The organism is Acinetobacter sp. ANC 5414 (assembly GCF_013004295.1).
Classification (GTDB): domain Bacteria; phylum Pseudomonadota; class Gammaproteobacteria; order Pseudomonadales; family Moraxellaceae; genus Acinetobacter.
Window position 1 is genome coordinate 112,085 of record NZ_JABERM010000030.1, and the last position, 17,276, is coordinate 129,360.

General features: G+C 43.7%; 14 protein-coding genes and 2 pseudogenes. 13 read left to right on the forward strand and 3 right to left on the reverse strand.

Annotation, left to right across the window (positions count from 1 at the left end; translation table 11 throughout):
• Positions 1-204: 204 nt before the first annotated feature.
• From HLH18_RS13135 to HLH18_RS13150, 5 genes and pseudogenes are all read left to right on the forward strand, one after another.
• The gene (locus HLH18_RS13135) at positions 205-1,167 is read left to right on the forward strand and encodes a thiamine pyrophosphate-dependent dehydrogenase E1 component subunit alpha (RefSeq protein WP_171547191.1); all 963 of its coding nucleotides are present in this window, start codon (positions 205-207) and stop codon (positions 1,165-1,167) included.
• Between the two features lie 14 nt (positions 1,168-1,181).
• The gene (locus HLH18_RS13140) at positions 1,182-2,201 is read left to right on the forward strand and encodes an alpha-ketoacid dehydrogenase subunit beta (protein ID WP_171547192.1); all 1,020 of its coding nucleotides are present in this window, start codon (positions 1,182-1,184) and stop codon (positions 2,199-2,201) included.
• A gap of 1 nt (position 2,202) precedes the next feature.
• Positions 2,203-3,019, forward strand: a pseudogene (locus HLH18_RS16350) (E3 binding domain-containing protein); the annotation flags it as partial.
• A gap of 71 nt (positions 3,020-3,090) precedes the next feature.
• Positions 3,091-3,765 (forward strand): annotated as a pseudogene (locus HLH18_RS16355) (dihydrolipoamide acetyltransferase family protein); the annotation flags it as partial.
• A gap of 75 nt (positions 3,766-3,840) precedes the next feature.
• Complete coding sequence (locus HLH18_RS13150; RefSeq protein WP_171547194.1) at positions 3,841-4,626, forward strand: acetoin reductase; 786 nt, start codon at positions 3,841-3,843, stop codon at positions 4,624-4,626.
• Between the two features lie 63 nt (positions 4,627-4,689).
• Here the strand turns inward: HLH18_RS13150 and HLH18_RS13155 are convergent, their stop codons facing one another.
• Entirely contained in the window at positions 4,690-5,574 is an 885-nt protein-coding gene (locus HLH18_RS13155) for a LysR family transcriptional regulator (protein WP_171547195.1), read from the reverse strand.
• 176 nt (positions 5,575-5,750) lie between these two features.
• On the opposite strand from HLH18_RS13155, the gene HLH18_RS13160 reads away from it, so the two are divergent.
• The 7 genes from HLH18_RS13160 (at position 5,751) to HLH18_RS13190 (ending at position 14,379) form a co-directional block, all read left to right on the forward strand.
• Positions 5,751-7,280: a CoA-acylating methylmalonate-semialdehyde dehydrogenase gene (locus HLH18_RS13160; protein ID WP_131291717.1), complete on the forward strand. Its 1,530-nt coding sequence runs from the start codon at positions 5,751-5,753 to the stop codon at positions 7,278-7,280.
• 11 nt (positions 7,281-7,291) lie between these two features.
• Positions 7,292-8,182: a 3-hydroxyisobutyrate dehydrogenase gene (mmsB, locus tag HLH18_RS13165; protein ID WP_131291715.1), complete on the forward strand. Its 891-nt coding sequence runs from the start codon at positions 7,292-7,294 to the stop codon at positions 8,180-8,182.
• Between the two features lie 85 nt (positions 8,183-8,267).
• On the forward strand, positions 8,268-9,926 hold the full coding sequence (locus HLH18_RS13170) for an AMP-binding protein (protein ID WP_171547196.1): 1,659 nt from the start codon (positions 8,268-8,270) through the stop codon (positions 9,924-9,926).
• Between the two features lie 39 nt (positions 9,927-9,965).
• The gene (locus HLH18_RS13175) at positions 9,966-11,093 is read left to right on the forward strand and encodes an acyl-CoA dehydrogenase family protein (protein WP_171547197.1); all 1,128 of its coding nucleotides are present in this window, start codon (positions 9,966-9,968) and stop codon (positions 11,091-11,093) included.
• A gap of 18 nt (positions 11,094-11,111) precedes the next feature.
• Positions 11,112-11,885, forward strand: coding sequence for an enoyl-CoA hydratase (locus HLH18_RS13180; RefSeq protein WP_171547198.1), 774 nt, complete (start codon positions 11,112-11,114; stop codon positions 11,883-11,885).
• Between the two features lie 10 nt (positions 11,886-11,895).
• Positions 11,896-12,963, forward strand: a complete 1,068-nt coding sequence (locus HLH18_RS13185) for an enoyl-CoA hydratase/isomerase family protein (protein WP_171547199.1) — start codon at positions 11,896-11,898, stop codon at positions 12,961-12,963.
• A gap of 63 nt (positions 12,964-13,026) precedes the next feature.
• On the forward strand, positions 13,027-14,379 hold the full coding sequence (locus HLH18_RS13190; RefSeq protein ID WP_171547200.1) for an MFS transporter: 1,353 nt from the start codon (positions 13,027-13,029) through the stop codon (positions 14,377-14,379).
• Between the two features lie 238 nt (positions 14,380-14,617).
• On the opposite strand, the gene HLH18_RS13195 is transcribed toward HLH18_RS13190, so the two are convergent.
• Positions 14,618-16,009 carry a heavy metal sensor histidine kinase gene (locus HLH18_RS13195; protein ID WP_171547201.1) on the reverse strand — a complete coding sequence of 464 codons (1,392 nt, stop codon included), beginning with the start codon at positions 16,007-16,009 and terminating at the stop codon, positions 14,618-14,620.
• Positions 16,006-16,677: a heavy metal response regulator transcription factor gene (locus tag HLH18_RS13200; protein WP_171547280.1), complete on the reverse strand. Its 672-nt coding sequence runs from the start codon at positions 16,675-16,677 to the stop codon at positions 16,006-16,008. Before HLH18_RS13200 ends, HLH18_RS13195 begins: the two co-directional genes overlap by 4 nt.
• A gap of 121 nt (positions 16,678-16,798) precedes the next feature.
• Here HLH18_RS13200 and HLH18_RS13205 point away from each other — a divergent pair, with 121 nt between their 5' ends.
• Positions 16,799-17,275: a GlcG/HbpS family heme-binding protein gene (locus tag HLH18_RS13205; protein WP_502708143.1), complete on the forward strand. Its 477-nt coding sequence runs from the start codon at positions 16,799-16,801 to the stop codon at positions 17,273-17,275.
• The last annotated feature ends 1 nt before the right edge of the window (position 17,276 follow it).

Consider the following 17,276-nt stretch of genomic DNA (forward strand, 5'->3'; position numbering starts at 1 on the left):
TACCGAATAAAGAATTTTTACACTTAATATTAAAGCTTAAGTTTATGTTTTTTAATTTATAAATAAAAATTAAACGGTATGTTACTTGGCTTCGATAGCTTATTTTTTATAAAACTTTTATACCTGTACCTGTGAATAAAAATCACTTTCAGGTCATGTTGATAATAATTTTAAGATGCTATTACAGGTAAAAAGGATCAGAAAATGCAATTAACAGAAGAACAATTGTTAGTAGCCTACCGGCGCATGCGAGAGATCCGTGAGTTCGATGATCGACTGCATACGGAAAATACGATGGGTGATATTCCTGGTTTTATCCATCTCTATAGTGGTGAAGAAGCCGTTGCAGTTGGTGTATGTGAGAATCTAACAGAAAAAGACTATATTACCTCTACCCATCGAGGACATGGCCACTGTATTGCAAAAGGCTGCGACATCCACAGCATGATGCTGGAAATTTTTGGCAAGGATGAAGGCTTGTGTCACGGTAAAGGTGGTTCAATGCATATTGCCGACCTGAATAAAGGCATGCTGGGTGCGAATGGCATTGTCGGTGGTGGTCCACCTCTTGCGATCGGTGCAGCCTTAACCGCCAAAACATTGAAAACAGGAGGGATTGGCCTGTCATTCACGGGTGATGGTGGTTCCAATCAGGGAATGACCTTTGAAGCCCTCAACATGGCTGTAGTTTTAAAACTTCCGGTGGTCTTTGTTTTTGAAAATAATGGTTTCGGTGAAGGAACCGGGCATGATTATGCTGTAGGGAGCAAGGATATTGCGGGTCGTGCTGCCGGATTTGGTTTGCCTGCTCAAAAAGTCGATGGTACGGATTTCTTTGCAGTCTATGAAGCAGCACATCAGGCGATTGAACGTGCACGGCGTGGTGAAGGACCCAGTGTGATCGAAACATTGACCAACCGTTTCTATGGACATTTTGAAGGTGACCCGGGCCTTGTCCGTTCAAAAGAAGAAATAGATGACATTAAAGCGCATAAAGATCCGCTCAAAATTTTCCGTGAAAAAGTAAAAGATCAAATCTACGCAGCCAAGCTTGACGCGATTGATGCTGAGTCCCAGGCCAAAGTCGATGATGCGGTGGCAAAAGCCCGTTCAGCACGTTATCCAGATGTTTCGCAACTTCTGACCGACGTATATGTCTCTTACTAAAGGAATAGTCAATCATGCCAAATAAAAGTTATCGAAACGCGGTAAAAGAAGCCATTACTTTAGAGATGCGTCGCGATCCTCGAGTCATCGTGTTGGGAGAAGATGTCCGTGGTGGCCATGGTGGTAAAAATACCGATGTGAATAAATTGGAAGGCTTTGGGGGAGTGCTCGGTGTCACCAAAGGTCTATGGACTGAATTTGGGTCAGAGCGTGTCATTGATACACCTATTACTGAATCAGCAACGATTGGGATGGCTGCGGGTGCAGCGGCAACAGGCTTACGCCCGGTGGCTGATCTGATGTTTATGGACTTTTATGGAGTGTGTCATGACATGCTCTATAACCAGGCAGCAAAATTCCGCTATATGTTTGGCGGTAAAGCCAAAGCACCTATGGTGGTCCGTGGCATGATTGGTGCCGGTTTTTGTGCCGCAGCCCAGCATTCACAATCTCCCTATCATGTTTTTACTTCGGTTCCGGGTTTAAAGGTCGTGGTGCCCTCCAGTCCTTATGATGTCAAAGGCCTACTGATTCAATCCATCCGCGATGATGATCCGGTCATATTTTGTGAACACAAAATGCTGTATGACATTGAAGGAGACGTCCCTGATGAAGCTTATACTATTCCATTTGGCGTAGCGAATTACACTCGTGAAGGAACAGATGTCACCATTATTGCCCTGAGTCTTATGGTTCATCGTGCCAATGAAGTTGCAGACAAGCTGGCGAAAGAAGGGATTTCTGTCGAAGTGGTGGATCCGCGCACCATTTCCCCGTTAGATGAAGAAGGAATTCTAGAATCTGTTGCCTCGACTGGGCGTGTAGTCATTGTTGACGAATCTGCAGCACGTTGCGGTTTTGCACATGACGTTGCCGCGTTGATTGCACAAAAAGGTTTTCACCACTTAAAAGCACCGATTGAGTTGGTCACACCACCGCATACACCTGTGCCATTCTCACCCGTGCTGGAAAAAGCCTGGTTACCGAGTGTGGAACGTATTGAACAAGCTGTCCGTAAAACACTGGAGGCTTAGCATGAGTGAAATTAAAACACTGGAAATCCCCAAATGGGGTTTATCCATGGAAGAAGGCACCATTGTGAAATGGCTGATTGAGGCAGGAGACAGCTTCAGCAAAGGGCAGGATATTTGCGAGATTGAGACAACTAAAATCGTCAATGTATTAGAAGCCCCATTTTCAGGGACTTTACGCAAAATTTTAGCCAAAGAAGGTGAGAGTTTAGCTGTGGGGAGTTTGATCGCTGTCTGCGCAGACAGTCAGGTTTCCGATCAGGAAATTGAAGCTTATGTACAATCTCTTGATCAGCTTGCGCACCAAGATAACACGAGCACTGAAGAGAATACTGTGGCAACGCACTCATCCGAACAGACACTGACTGATCCGTCCATTGCTCATTCAGAGCAGCAGGAAACAGCACCAGAAACCAACAGATCATCTGCAGCCGTTTTGTCACAGCATGATGGCTATTCTATTCCGGAAGATGTGCAGGGGTATCAGGCAGAAACTGAAACTTTGACCACCCCACATGCCAGAAAATTAGCCGAGAAACTCAATATTAATCTTGCGCGGATTATCGGTAGCGGACGTGGTGGACGGATCAGCATTCAGGATCTTCAGGCCACGATCGAGAAAGCCGGCGGACAATGGCCACAGCTAGTTCATCAAGCAAAGCCGGAAAAAATAAAATCGACTCAAGATGACATTGCTGTCTCTGCAACACCGATTGCCCGGCGATTGGCAAAACAGTGGGGCATTAATCTGCATGACTGTCGCGTATCGGGTTCTCGTGGCCGGGTATGTAAAGAAGATGTTGAAGCAGTGTATGACCGTGACCATCAAAAGTCTTGCACAGCTTTACCGAGCGGTACTTCGATACAATCTGGAAAGGCGCAAGTCACTGTGGTGCCGATGAGTGCGATGCGGCGCGCCATTGCTACACGTCTTCAAGCAGCGAAACACAATGCACCGCATTTCCGACTCACTGTCGATTTAAACGTGGAGGCATTACAAGCCTTACGCCAACAGGTCAATAGTACAATGCTCCAAGTCAAACTTTCGCTGAATGACCTCATGATTAAAGCTGCAGCGGCTGCGCTGATGAAAGTGCCTGAAGTCAATGTTCAGTATGATGAAAAAAATCAGCAAATCCTGCAATTCGATCAGGCCGATATCGCTGTTGCTGTGGCCATTGAACAGGGTCTCATTACACCGATTGTTAAAGCGGCAAACAAAAAATCATTGAGCGAGATTTCAGCCAATATGCATGATTTGGCAGCACGGGCCAAGACTGGAAAATTGCATCCAGATGAGTTTGAAGGAGGAAGTTTTAGTATCTCTAATTTGGGTATGTTGGGCATAAAACAATTTGATGCCATCATCAACCCGCCACAGGCGGCGATTATGGCACTGGGTACGGCCGAAGAACGGGTGCTGGTAGAAAAGGGTGAAATTGTAACGCGGCAGATCATGACTGCGACCTTATCTTGTGATCACCGGGTCATTGATGGTGCCATCGGTGCCAAATTTCTCGCCAGTTTTAAACAGTGTGTGGAAAACCCAGCAATGATCCTGTTGTAGTTCATGATTGCTGCAATTGATGAAATCCAAATATGCACAGTGGGTAGTCTGCAATAACAAAAAGAGGAAACACCTATGTCTAAAGGTTTAAGTGGAAAGGTGGCTTTGATCACAGGTGGTGCTAAAGGGATTGGTCGAGGCATTGCTTTGCGTTTAGCCCAAGAAGGCATGCATATCGCTTTGGTCGATCTGCATGAGGATAAACTCAAGGCCACTCAAGCCGAGATTGAGGCATGTAATGTCAAGGCCTCGATTTTTGTGGCTGATATCAGTCAACTCGATCAGGTCACTGCTGCCATTGAAGATGCCTATAGCAAATTAGGCAGTTTTGATGTGATGATTAATAATGCCGGGATTGCACAGGTACAGGTACTAAACGATGTGACACCCGACGAATTCCGCCAGATTACCGATATTAATTTTGGTGGTGTTTTGTGGGGCATTCAGGCCGCTGCGAAAAAGTTTCAGGCCTTAAAACAAAAAGGTAAAATTATTAATGCCTGCTCGATTGCCGGACATGAGGGCTTTGCCATGCTCAGTGTATATTCTGCCACCAAATTTGCAGTACGTGCCTTAACCCAGGCGGCTGCCAAAGAATATGCCCATTCAGGAATTACGGTGAATTCTTATTGTCCTGGCGTGGTTGGCACAGATATGTGGGTGGAGATTGACCAGCGTTTTTCAAAGCTGACAGGGGCAAAAATTGGTGAAACCTTTAAAAAATATGCTGAAGGTATCGCTTTAGGGCGCACTGAAACCCCAGATGATGTGGCTGCACTGGTTGCATTTTTAGCAAGTGAAGATGCTGATTATATTACCGGTCAATCTATTATTACGGATGGGGGTATGGTCTACCGGTGAAATTCACCTCCACCCTGCAGCGGGTGGAGTCCTTTTTCACTTTGAGATAGTTGGGGGAGGATGTTAATTGCCCATTAATACGCCTTGCTGAACATCAGCCTGCTTACGCAAAAAGTCCCAGACCAATTTAATTTTGGGCTCGTGTTGTAAATCTACCAGGGTTAACATCCAGAAGGTATGCGTAAAGCTCACCTGGTCACTGAGGACTTCTTCAAGTTCGGTTTTATCATTGACCAGAAATCTCGGCAAAATGGCCAATCCTGCACCTGCACTGACGGCAATCTGTTGGGCCAGAATACTGTTACTGCGAAAACATGCAGTGACTTGCAATGGCAAACGTTCCAGTGAATAAAGCGCAGAGCTATACACCAGATCATCAATATAATCGACAAAACGGTGCTGGGCTAAATCCTCTATACGATTAATTTTCGGGTTTTGTTGTAAGTAATTTTTACTGCCATACAGCTTTAAACAGTAATTGGACAGTCGGGTAATGATATAAGGGCCGGATTTGGGGCGGTCAATCGAAATGACAATATCTGCTTCACGGTGTGACAGTTTAATCGCTTTCGGAACGGGAATTAAATCGATCGTTAATGCAGGATAGTGTTGAGAAAACTCCGCCAATAGGCGTGCCAGAAAAGCCGTACCAAATCCTTCCGGTGCACCAATCCGAACCCGGCCGTGTAAAGGATTCAGCGGTTTATCAATCTGTAAAAAAGACTGCTCCATTTGCTCAACGCGTGGGACTAAAGCAACCCCTTCAGAAGTTAATTCATAACCCGTCGCTTCGCGCTTAAAAAGTTGGATTCCTAATGTCTGCTCCAAAGCCTGAATGCGACGCGCGACCGTACTGTGTTCAACACCGATCAAGCGCGCGGCATTGGTGAGCGTTTTAGCACGAGCCAATACTAAAAAAAAGCGTAAATGATCCCAATCTACTTTCATGTTCTTTTAACGTCCTGTTAAATCCCTGTGCATATTTGCACAACCATCGTGCAGCAATTTCCATTGGTGGTCAAAGTTTTCTTTGTTAGTCTGCTGAAACAGCGTAAAAAAAATATACGTTTGATAAAGCCAGTCAGGCATAGACAACCAACAATAACAATGATCACGGAGTGACCATGAACGCTATTCATCAACCCCATCAAAATACCGAATTAACCACGGCTAAATTGCTGATCAATGGTGAGTTTGTTGAGTCACAAACCAGCGAGTGGCATAACATTGTCAATCCTGCGACTCAGGAAGTATTGGGTCAAGTCCCATTCGCGACTCGTGAAGAAGTCAACGCTGCCATTGCTGCTGCACAGAATGCGTTTGCAAGCTGGCGCCATACACCGATTCAGGCACGTATGCGAATTATGCTTAAGCTGCAAGACTTGATCCGAATCAATGCAAAAAGCATCGCTCAAGTGCTTACTGCTGAACAGGGAAAAACACTTGCCGATGCTGAGGGAGATATCCAGCGCGGTTTGGAAGTTGTGGAGCATGCGTGTTCGATAGGCACTCTGCAAATGGGTGAATATATTGAAGGTGTAGCACGTGGTGTGGATACCTATACGCTTCAACAACCTTTAGGGGTTTGTGCAGGCATTACCCCTTTTAACTTCCCTGCGATGATTCCATTGTGGATGTTCCCAATGGCCATTGTTTGCGGTAATACCTTTGTATTAAAGCCCTCTGAACAAGATCCGTTGTCTACCATGATGCTGGTTGAGCTTGCAATTCAGGCGGGTGTACCGGCGGGTGTGCTCAATGTGGTACATGGCGGTAAAGAAGTGGTAGACATGTTGTGTACGCATTCCGATATCAAGGCCATTTCTTTTGTAGGCTCTACAGCAGTCGGTACCCATGTCTATAACCTGGCAGGGCAACACGGGAAACGTGTTCAGTCGATGATGGGTGCAAAAAATCATGTGGTCGTCATGCCTGATGCGAATAAGGAACAGACTTTAAATGCTTTAGTGGGTGCAGCTTTTGGGGCAGCAGGGCAGCGTTGTATGGCACTGTCTGTAGCAGTTCTGGTCGGCGAAACCAAACATTGGGTCGATGAGTTGGTTGCTAAAACCAAAACTTTGAAGGTCAATGCCGGGCATGAGCCGAATACCGATGTTGGACCGGTGATTTCAGCACGTGCCAAAGCTCGGGTGATTGATTTAATCAACAGTGGTGTTGAACAAGGCGCTGAATTGCTGCTGGACGGTCGAGACGTTCAAGTTAAAGGCTATGAGCAAGGTAACTTTGTAGGCCCAACGATTTTTAATCAGGTCACGACAGAAATGCGTATTTACAAAGAAGAAATTTTCGGTCCAGTGCTCGCTATTATTCATGTCGATACCCTAGAAGAAGCAATGGCATTAATTAATGCCAATCCATTTGGGAATGGGGTCGGTCTATTTACCCAAAGTGGCACCACAGCACGTACTTTCCAGAACAGTATTGATATTGGTCAGGTGGGAATCAATATTCCAATTCCAGTGCCGGTACCATTCTTTAGCTTTACCGGTTCACGTGGTTCTAAACTGGGTGATTTGGGTCCTTATGGTAAACAGGCGGTGCAGTTTTATACTCAAACCAAAACCATTACCAGTCGCTGGTTTGAAGAGAGTCAAGAAAGCAGCGGTGTCAATACCACGATCAGCTTACGCTAAGGAGTGCCCATATGAAGATCGCATTTATTGGCTTAGGCAACATGGGCGGTTCCATGGCGCAAAACCTACTTAAAGCTGGACAAACCGTTTTTGGCTTTGACTTGAGTGAAGTTGCTTTGCAGCACTTCGCTGAAGCGGGCGGAGTCGTGTGTGAAAGCCCGCAAGCTGCAGCAAAACAGGCGGATGTGGTGATTACCATGTTGCCTGCAGCCAAGCATGTTCGTGACGTTTATCTTGGTGAGAAGGGTGTACTTGCTGTACTTAAAGCGGGAAGCTTGTGTATCGACAGCAGTACGATTGATCCACAAACCATTAAAGATATTGCCGCAGCAGGTCGTGCTAAACAGATTAGCATCTGTGATGCACCGGTTTCTGGCGGCACACTGGGTGCAAAAGATGGCACTTTGACCTTTATGATTGGTGCTGATGAAGCAACCTTTAATGCGGTAAAACCCGTACTCAGCCTGATGGGCAAAAATCTGGTCCATTGTGGTGATGTCGGTACGGGGCAAGTTGCAAAAATCTGTAATAACCTGATTCTGGGTATTTCCATGACTGCGGTGGCAGAAGGGATGGCACTGGGTGTGAAGTTAGGTATTGATCCTCAAGCTTTAGCAGGCGTGATCAATAGCTCAACCGGACGTTGCTGGAGTTCAGAAATTTACAATCCATGGCCCCACATTTGTGATAACGCACCGGCTTCACGTGGCTACACAGACGGCTTTGCAGCCCAACTGATGCTTAAGGACTTGGGACTAGCGGTTGAAGCCGCAGAACAAGTTGAGCATCCAGTCGTATTAGGTCATCAGGTGCAGAAAATGTATCAGCAATTATGTCAGGAAGGGGATGCCCATCTGGATTTCTCCAGCATCATGCATCAATACACCACACAACCTGCTTAAAATTTAAATCATCCTGATGGGGCAAGGATACGCTCCATCAAAATACCCTGTCGGTAATAACTATAAACTCAGGCTGAGGTTGAAAATGCTAAATTATCAAAAAATGGTTCAAGATTTTGATTTAAATACGGTTGCAAGTCAGTTTTTATCCGGATCAACACAGGCGGTGAATGCCTGTTATGAGTGTTGTGACCGCCATGCCAATTCCGATGCGATCGCCTTGTTCTGGTACGGTAAAGATGGCCGCAAAGAACAGTATAGCTTTCGCGAGCTGAAAAAATATTCCAGTCAGTTTGCCAACTTTTTAAAGTCTCAGGGGATTGGCAAAGGTGACCGCGTTTCAGGACTATTACCTCGTACGCCCGAGCTGATCATTACCATTTTGGCGACCTGGCGTATCGGTGCAGTTTACCAGCCTTTGTTTACCGCCTTTGGTCCCAAAGCGATTGAACATCGTATTCAGCTTGCCCAGAGCAAACTGGTGGTGACCGATTTGGTGAATCGCGACAAATTATCCGAGATTAGCCATTGTCCAACCATCGTTACGGTAAATGTCGAAACTCAAGCAGAAACCTATCCGCAAGATCTCAGTTTTTGGACGGTATTGAATCGTCAAGCTGAAGGTTGTGAAATAGAAATGCTCAATATAGATGACCCATTTTTATTGATGTTTACCTCGGGTACCACTGGACCGGCGAAACCTTTAAAAGTACCGCTAAAAGCATTGATTGCTTTTGCGGGCTATATGAAAAATGCCGTGGGTTTAAGCGCTGAAGATGCTTTTTGGAATATTGCCGATCCGGGTTGGGCTTACGGTCTGTATTACGGTATTACTGGGCCATTATTGTTAGGACATTCGACCTTATTTTATGAAGGCGGTTTTAATGCCGAAAGTGTCTGTGAAATTGTCAAGCAATATGGCATCACCAATCTTGCTGGAGCACCTACTGCCTACCGCATGATGATGGCAGCAGATCCTGCACAAATGGCGCAGCTGCGCGGGAAATTGCGTGTGGTCAGCAGTGCTGGAGAACCATTGAATCCGGAAGTGATTCGCTGGTTTAAAGAGGTTCTTGATGCACCGATTTATGACCATTATGGCCAAACTGAAGTTGGCATGGTGGTGTGTAATCATCATGCACTGGAACATCCGGTTCATGCCGGTTCGGCAGGCTTTGCCAGCCCCGGTTATCGGATTGCCGTTGTCGATGAACAGGGTAAGGAACTCCCTGCAGATACTCCGGGAATCTTGGCGATTGATATCAGTCAATCCCCGATGATGTGGTTCTCCGGCTATGAAGAAAGCCGTAAATCTCCATTTCTTGGTCACTACTATTTAACCGGGGATACGGCTGAAATACATGCCGATGGCAGTATGAGTTTTGTCGGACGCAGTGATGATGTGATTACTACCTCAGGCTATCGGGTCGGTCCATTTGATGTGGAAAGTGCTTTGCTCGAGCATGATGCCGTGGTTGAGGCAGCTGTGATTGGCGTACCTGATCCAGAGCGTACTGAAGTCATCAAAGCCTTTGTGATTTTGGCGAATAATTTTAAAGCCACTTCGCAGCTTGCAGATGATCTGGGTCAGTTTGTGAAAAAACGTTTGTCTGCGCACGCCTATCCTCGCCTGATTGAATTCGTGACTGAATTGCCGAAAACACCCAGTGGCAAAATTCAGCGTTTCTTACTGCGCAATCAGGAAATAAACAAACAGCAAGCTCAGGCAGCTCTACAGGCCTAACGGAAAAAATACTGAACAGATAGATGAAAGGAAGAGTCGATGCAATTAACGGAAGAACAACAACTGATTCAGGATATGGCAAAAAGCTTTGCCCAGGAACAAATTAAGCCTTATGCAGGCGAGTGGGATCAAAAGGGTCTCTTTCCTAAAGATGCCTTGGCCCAAATGGGGCAGTTGGGTTTTATGGGGATGCTGATTCCTGAAGAATGGGGGGGCTCGGGTACGGGTACACTGGCTTATGTACTTGCGCTAGAAGAAGTGGCAGCCGCAGATGGTGCAACCTCAGCGATTATGAGCGTGCATAACTCTGTGGGTTGTGTGCCGATTTTGAAGTTTGGTACAGAACAACAGAAACAGCAATTTTTAGTACCTTTAGCACAGGGCGAGATGATCGGGGCTTTTGCCCTGACCGAACCGCAGACTGGTTCGGATGCTGCAGCCATTAAGACCCGTGCGGTCAAAGACGGTGATCACTACATTATTAATGGTTCCAAACAGTTTATTACCTCGGGGCATAATGCCGGGATGATTATTGTGTTTGCAGTGACCGATCCAGGCGCGGGTAAAAAGGGCATCAGTGCATTTTTAGTGCCACGAAATACCCCGGGTTATGAAGTGATTCGTGTTGAGGAAAAACTCGGCCTACATGCTTCAGACACCTGCCAAATTGCCCTAACCGATGTGCGGATTCATGAAAGCTTAAGGTTGGGTGCAGAAGGTGAAGGCTTAAAAATTGCGCTTGCCAACCTGGAAGGTGGGCGAATTGGTATAGCTGCACAGGCGGTGGGTTTTGCCCGTGCTGCTTTAGAAGAGGCGACACGCTATGCGCATGAACGGGTTGCTTTTGGCAAACCTATTTTTGAACAGCAAGCCATTGCTTTTAGGCTCGCGAGTATGGCGACTGAAATTGAAGCGGCACGACAACTGGTGCATTTTGCAGCACGCAAGAAAGAAGCCGGTGAAGCCTGTTTAACAGAAGCTTCCATGGCCAAGCTATTTGCTTCAGAAATGGCGGAACGCGTTTGCTCTAAAGCCTTGCAAATTTTTGGTGGCTACGGTTATCTCAAAGATTTTCCGATTGAGCGTATTTATCGTGATGCCCGCATTTGTCAAATTTATGAAGGCACCAGTGATATTCAACGCCTAGTGATCGCACGCAGTTTATAATTAAATAAGGATATTTTCATGCAGTGGCAAACCATTTTATTAGAACAACGTAACGGTGTGGGACTGATTACTTTAAATCGTCCGCAAGCTTTAAATGCACTGAACAACCAGCTGATTGTTGAAGTCAATCAAGCGCTTGATCAGCTAGAAAAAGATCCAAATATTGGCTGTATCGTACTGACTGGCTCGGAAAAAGCTTTTGCAGCCGGCGCCGATATTAAAGAAATGGCGGACTTAAACTTTCCACAAATCTATCTGGATGATTTTTTTAGCCTCGCTGATCGTATTGCGCAGCGTCGTAAGCCATTGATCGCAGCTGTAAGTGGATACGCTTTGGGGGGCGGGTGTGAATTAGCGTTAATGTGTGACTTTATTTATTGTGCTGATAATGCAAAATTTGGTTTACCCGAAGTGACCTTGGGTGTACTCCCGGGGATTGGCGGAACACAGCGTTTAACTTTGGCGATTGGTAAAGCCAAGGCCATGGAGATGTGTCTGACTGCGCGACACATGGGTGCGCAGGAAGCTGAACAAAGTGGTCTAGTGGCACGGGTATTTGCCAAAGATGAATTACTTGAACACACCTTGCAAGCGGCTGAAAAAATTGCGGAAAAATCACTGACTGCGGTGATGATGATTAAAGAGTCGATTAATCGGGCATTTGAAGTCAGTCTGGCCGAAGGACTGCGTTTTGAACGACGAGTATTCCATTCAATTTTCGCGGGTTCTGATCAGAAAGAAGGGATGCGTGCCTTTGTGGAAAAACGCCCAGCCAAATTTACGCATCAATAGGAAAACAATAATGAGCGATGAAAATAATTTAGTAATTCGGGTAGAAGGAGGTCTGGGCATCATCAGCCTGGACCGCACTAGTCATTTAAATGCTTTAACCCTGCCGATGATTCAGGGCATTCAGGCACAATTGGAACAATGGCTTAATGACAGCAATGTACAAGCGATCTTAGTCAATTCTAACAGCCCTAAAGCTTTCTGTGCCGGAGGTGATATTCGTTATCTGTATGACAGTTATAAAGCCGGGAATACAGGGCATCGTGATTACTTTGCTGCTGAATATGTGATGCTCAATACCTTGCGTAAATTTGCCAAACCAGTCATTGTTTTTCTGGATGGATATGTCTTGGGGGGCGGCTTTGGTTTGGCCCAAGCCTGTCATATTAAGGTCACCAGTGAAAAATCACGCTTTGCCATGCCAGAAACTGCGATTGGATTTTTTCCTGACGTCGGGGCGACCCACTTTCTATCACGACTCGATGAAATTGGGGTTTATCTCGCACTTACGGGTGAGCAAATCAGCAGTAGCGATGCACTTTATTTAGACCTGGTTGATTATCATATACCGAGCGATAAATTTGCCGAATTACAGGCAGCATTGATCGCCGAATCCTCTTTGAATAACTCCAAAATTAGAAAAATTATTAGCGATTTTATAACTGACCCTGCAGAGAGTGAATTACAAAAACGTGCAGACCACATTAATCAGCATTTTGCTTATGAAAAACTGGAAGACATTGAACACAGTCTCGCGCATGAAACGAATTCTACTGATCAAGCCTGGGCTGATAAAACGCTGACCATTTTGCAGCAACGTCCTTTAATGGCTAAACAAACCAGTTTGAAGTTACAACAGGTAGGACAGAATTTATCGCTTGAAAAATGTATGCAGCTTGAGCGCGATTTACAGGATATCTGGTTAGAGCAGGGTGATTTTATCGAGGGTGTGCGGGCATTAATTATTGATAAAGACAAGAACCCGCAGTGGCAAACAGATAATTCAACATTTGAGAAAACCTTGGAAAAGCTGTGGCCTGTGTGGAATAAGCAATCTATAGATTCACTTTGTTATAAATAATCGGATTTTAAATAATGAAGTGGGTCATGGATGACTCTGCTAAAAAATACAAGAGGGATATATATGAAACCCGAACAACAATCTCATGCTCAAGATAAAAAGTCTTCCCACCGTTTGGCTGGTGTATCCAGTATGGTGGGTACAACTATTGAATGGTACGATTTTTTTATTTACGGTGCAGCCGCCGCATTAATTTTCAATAAACTCTTCTTTCCTAATCTAGATCCATTGATGGGTGTAATGGCTGCATTTGCTACTTATGCAGTTGGATTTATTGGCCGGCCTTTGGGCGGAATTGTGTTTGGTCATTTTGGAGACAAAATTGGCCGTAAAGCAATGTTATTAACTACTTTAATTATGATGGGTATTCCCACCGTTCTCATTGGTTTATTGCCTACCTATGAAAGTATTGGCTATTGGGCTACGGTGTGTCTTGTCATCCTGCGCTTCATTCAGGGCATGGCCATGGGAGGAGAATGGGGCGGTGCCGTTTTAATGGCAGTTGAACATGCACCCGAGGGAGGCAAAGGATTTTGGGGCAGTTTACCTCAGGCCAGTGCAGGTGGTGGACTCATGCTTGCATCCATCGCTCTGGGGTTGGTGTCTATGTTGCCAGAAGCCAGCCTATTTAGCTGGGGATGGAGAATTCCATTCCTTGCCAGTATTGTCCTGTTAGGGGTTGGGTGGTATATCCGGGTCAAAGTACCTGAATCCCCGGATTTTGAAAAAATTAAAGACCAGGCGCAAGAAATTAAAGTACCAGCTTTGCAAGTTTTCAAAAATCATCCTCGAGAGCTTTTAACCATTATTTTTGCGCGTGCCGCTGAGAATGCATGGTTCTATATTGCTTCCACCTTCGCACTCGCCTATACCACGACAAAACTGGGGATTCCCCGTCAAGACATTCTATTTGCCACTATTTGTGGGGGTGGCTTGATTATGATTATGACGCCTTTATTTGGACATCTCTCAGATAAGGTGGGTCAAAGAAATATGTTTATGTTTGGTCTGGTGGTACTTTCACTTTATTGCTATCCATTTTTCAGTATGTTGGATACCAAAGATCCACTATTGGTCTGGACTGCAATAGTATTCGCTATTGGTGTAGTTTTTCCACTCATGTATGCACCGCAATCCCAGTTATTTGCTCGACAATTCCCGACCGAAATCCGATATAGCGGTATTTCAATTTCTGTGCAGTTTGCCGGAGTAATTGGTGGAGGCTTAGCTCCCCTGATTGCAACTAAACTTTTAAGTGTGGGGGATGGCAGTCCTCATTTGATTATTACTTATATTATGGGGATGGCTATATTTGCGATCTTCTGTACATTCTTTATGAAGCGTGACAAGTTTAATATTCAAGCCTCTAAAGTAATGATAAAAAATGCAACAGAAACGGATTTATCTAGTCCTTAATATCCATAAATAAAATTCAATCAATTAACTCACCGAACAGTGAAATGAAGCGTTATTTTCTGGTCTTGGGAACAGAATCTTCCGAAGACCAGAAAGTCTGGATACTCACCGAAGCAATCACGATTATAACGTGGCTGATATGGATGTTTCAGGCGCTTGGATTGAGAAATTCATAAATCAGCTGAATCATTCAGGAATGGGGAGGTTTCTACTAAAATTTCTCATTTTTAAGAAACTTTTAATAATATCTGCAAGTTAAATATTTAATCTTTAAACTAAATATAATGCCTTCCTTGGTGTTATAGGCGGTTACTTCTCCATGATGTAACATCATGATAGATCTAACTATTGATAATCCTAAACCACCAGTTTTTGCTTTGGAATGTCGACTACTATCAATTTGATAGAAACGTTCAAATAATTGATTCAAATGTTGTTTATCAATAAAAACATTTTTAGTTAGTATTTCAATATTGACATGACTTTCTGTAGATTTTGTTGAAATCACAATGTCTTGATCTTCAAATCCATAATCAATAGCATTGATTATAAGATTAGACAGCGCTCTTTTTAATAAATCTGCATTAGCATATATTTGAATTCCCTTTTCTAATTCTAAAACAAATCTCATTTGTTTATCTTCAGCTAAGAATTCAAAATAATGGACCAATTCTAAAATAAGGTTGGATAAATCAATATTTTCTTTATCGATAATATAATCGCTGTATTCAGAGCGAGCGATGAACAGCATATTGTCTATCATCTTACTGAGTCGTTCATATTCCTCAAGATGAGAATATAAAAGCTGTTCCAGTTCTTGTTGTGACCGAGATTGCATGAGCATGATTTGAGTCTGCCCCATTAAGTTATTCAAAGGGGTCCTTAATTCATGGGCAATATCTTCAGAAAACTGTGCTAGCTGGTCATAATTAATCTGAATTTTTTCTAACATCGCATTCATTGCTGAACTGAGTTTATCCACTTCGATGGTGGCACTTTTAATCTCGATTCGCTGTTGAGGTTGATTACCCTGAATTTTATGTGTCTGCTCAATTAGATGATTGAGAGATTCCAGTAAATACAATCCCACCAAGCGTCCGAGTAGACTTGCTACACCAATTCCCAATAAACTATAAAGAATCAACTTCCATAGATATTGATCCAGCGTAGACTGAGCTTCATCAAGCTGTGTGCCAGCAATCAGTTGATAATGTTGATGATTAAAAACAACAGTTTTATAAGCTAAACGGGTTGTGGCCAGTTGAAACTGGTTATCCAGAAAGAGAATTGTTTTTGATTCTGCTATAGCAGGAATACGAACTTTTAAAGGATTTATCTCAATTAAGGCGTGTTGCTGATTTCTTAAGATTAAAAGATTATCTTCTTTACCCAACATATTTTCATATAGATGAGGGTGTTGAACCAAAATCCGGAAACTTTCCTGATCCTGTAAAAATACCTCGATACGTTCGATACGCGCAGCTAAGTTCTGATCACGTTGTTTGGTTAACAGGTGCTGCATGTTGTGATAAGAAAGCAAGCCAACACCCAAAAATACAATGGAACAAACAATACTGAAAGAAATACTTAAGCGCGTTGTTAAGCTCATATTTTTTAATTGGTTTTTCATTTATTTACGCTTAAACGATATCCCATACCGCGAACAGTATGAATTAATTTAGGCTGAAAATGATCATCAATTTTGGCACGCAAACGACGGATAGCCACATCGACTACATTCGTATCCGTATCAAAATTAATATTCCACACCTCAGAGGCAATTTGAGATCGGGTTAATAATTCACCTTGATGTTGCATTAATAAGTGTAAAAGTGAAAACTCTTTAGTACTTAAGTCTATTTTTTGCTGGTTCCGATAAACAGTACGTTCAAACCTATATAAAACTAGATCTTCAACTTGATAGTATTCAGACTCGATTTTTACACCGCGTCTTAACAGATTTTTGACCCGTGCCAATAATTCTATATAAGAGAAAGGCTTAATCAGGTAATCATCTGCTCCTAATTCGAGCCCTTTAACCCGATCCAAGACATGATCTTTTGCAGTCAGCATGAGTACCGGAATTTTAGAAAATGTCCTTAAGGTCTTTAATACTTGCCAACCGTCAATTTCAGGTAACATGACATCCAAAACTACTAAATCAAAGTTTTTTTCTTGTAACAACGTTAACGCTGTTAATCCATCATGAGCAACACTGGCTAAATAGCCGGATTCATTTAAACCTTTTGCTAGAAATTCAGCAATTTTGGTTTCATCTTCAATAATAAGTATCTGCATCCAAACAATATTATATGAATTTGTCTGTTTACACATTACAAATCCGTAATCTTATTGTCATGCAATAGTGACTTTATTTTATATAAGCTAATTTATCTCTTAATTTAGCTTAATAGAAATGATGAAAAAACTTCTATTTATTCCGGTACTTCTATTTAGTTCAATCACATATTCAGCTCCTAAAACCAGCTATGTCATGGATCTAAACCTCGCTAATCAACTGGCAACCAATGTCATGCAAGCATGTAGCACTACTGCTAAACCTGCGGCTGTAGTGGTCTTAGATCAGGGTGGCAATGTCCTGGCAAGTCAACGGCATGAAACTGTGGGTATACATAATTTAATCGCAGCGCAAAGGAAAGCTTTTACCGCATATTCAAGCAAGGTGACTACCTTACAATTTATGCGTAATGCGCAGAAGAATGTTGATTCACAGAATTTAACCAGCTTACCTGAATTATTACTTTTAGGTGGAGGAGTGCCCGTAGTTTATAAAAGTCAGCTATTAGGTGCAGTTGGTGTAGCCGGTGCAGGTGGGTCAATCCAAGATGATCAATGTGCACAACAGGGCATAGAAATCACACTCAAACAAATTTAAA

Bases quoted from the DNA above. Each gene is read 5' to 3' on its own strand.
- HLH18_RS13200 (WP_171547280.1), bottom strand. From the start codon at position 16,677: ATGCAGATACTTATTATTGAAGATGAAACCAAAATTGCTGAATTTCTA.
- HLH18_RS13185 (WP_171547199.1), top strand. From the start codon at position 11,896: ATGAGCGATGAAAATAATTTAGTAATTCGGGTAGAAGGAGGTCTGGGC.
- HLH18_RS13160 (WP_131291717.1), top strand. From the start codon at position 5,751: ATGAACGCTATTCATCAACCCCATCAAAATACCGAATTAACCACGGCT.
- HLH18_RS13170 (WP_171547196.1), top strand. From the start codon at position 8,268: ATGCTAAATTATCAAAAAATGGTTCAAGATTTTGATTTAAATACGGTT.
- HLH18_RS13135 (WP_171547191.1), top strand. From the start codon at position 205: ATGCAATTAACAGAAGAACAATTGTTAGTAGCCTACCGGCGCATGCGA.
- HLH18_RS13175 (WP_171547197.1), top strand. From the start codon at position 9,966: ATGCAATTAACGGAAGAACAACAACTGATTCAGGATATGGCAAAAAGC.
- HLH18_RS13140 (WP_171547192.1), top strand. From the start codon at position 1,182: ATGCCAAATAAAAGTTATCGAAACGCGGTAAAAGAAGCCATTACTTTA.
- HLH18_RS13150 (WP_171547194.1), top strand. From the start codon at position 3,841: ATGTCTAAAGGTTTAAGTGGAAAGGTGGCTTTGATCACAGGTGGTGCT.
- HLH18_RS13180 (WP_171547198.1), top strand. From the start codon at position 11,112: ATGCAGTGGCAAACCATTTTATTAGAACAACGTAACGGTGTGGGACTG.
- HLH18_RS13190 (WP_171547200.1), top strand. From the start codon at position 13,027: ATGAAACCCGAACAACAATCTCATGCTCAAGATAAAAAGTCTTCCCAC.
- mmsB (WP_131291715.1), top strand. From the start codon at position 7,292: ATGAAGATCGCATTTATTGGCTTAGGCAACATGGGCGGTTCCATGGCG.
- HLH18_RS13155 (WP_171547195.1), bottom strand. From the start codon at position 5,574: ATGAAAGTAGATTGGGATCATTTACGCTTTTTTTTAGTATTGGCTCGT.
- HLH18_RS13205 (WP_502708143.1), top strand. From the start codon at position 16,799: ATGAAAAAACTTCTATTTATTCCGGTACTTCTATTTAGTTCAATCACA.
- HLH18_RS13195 (WP_171547201.1), bottom strand. From the start codon at position 16,009: ATGAAAAACCAATTAAAAAATATGAGCTTAACAACGCGCTTAAGTATT.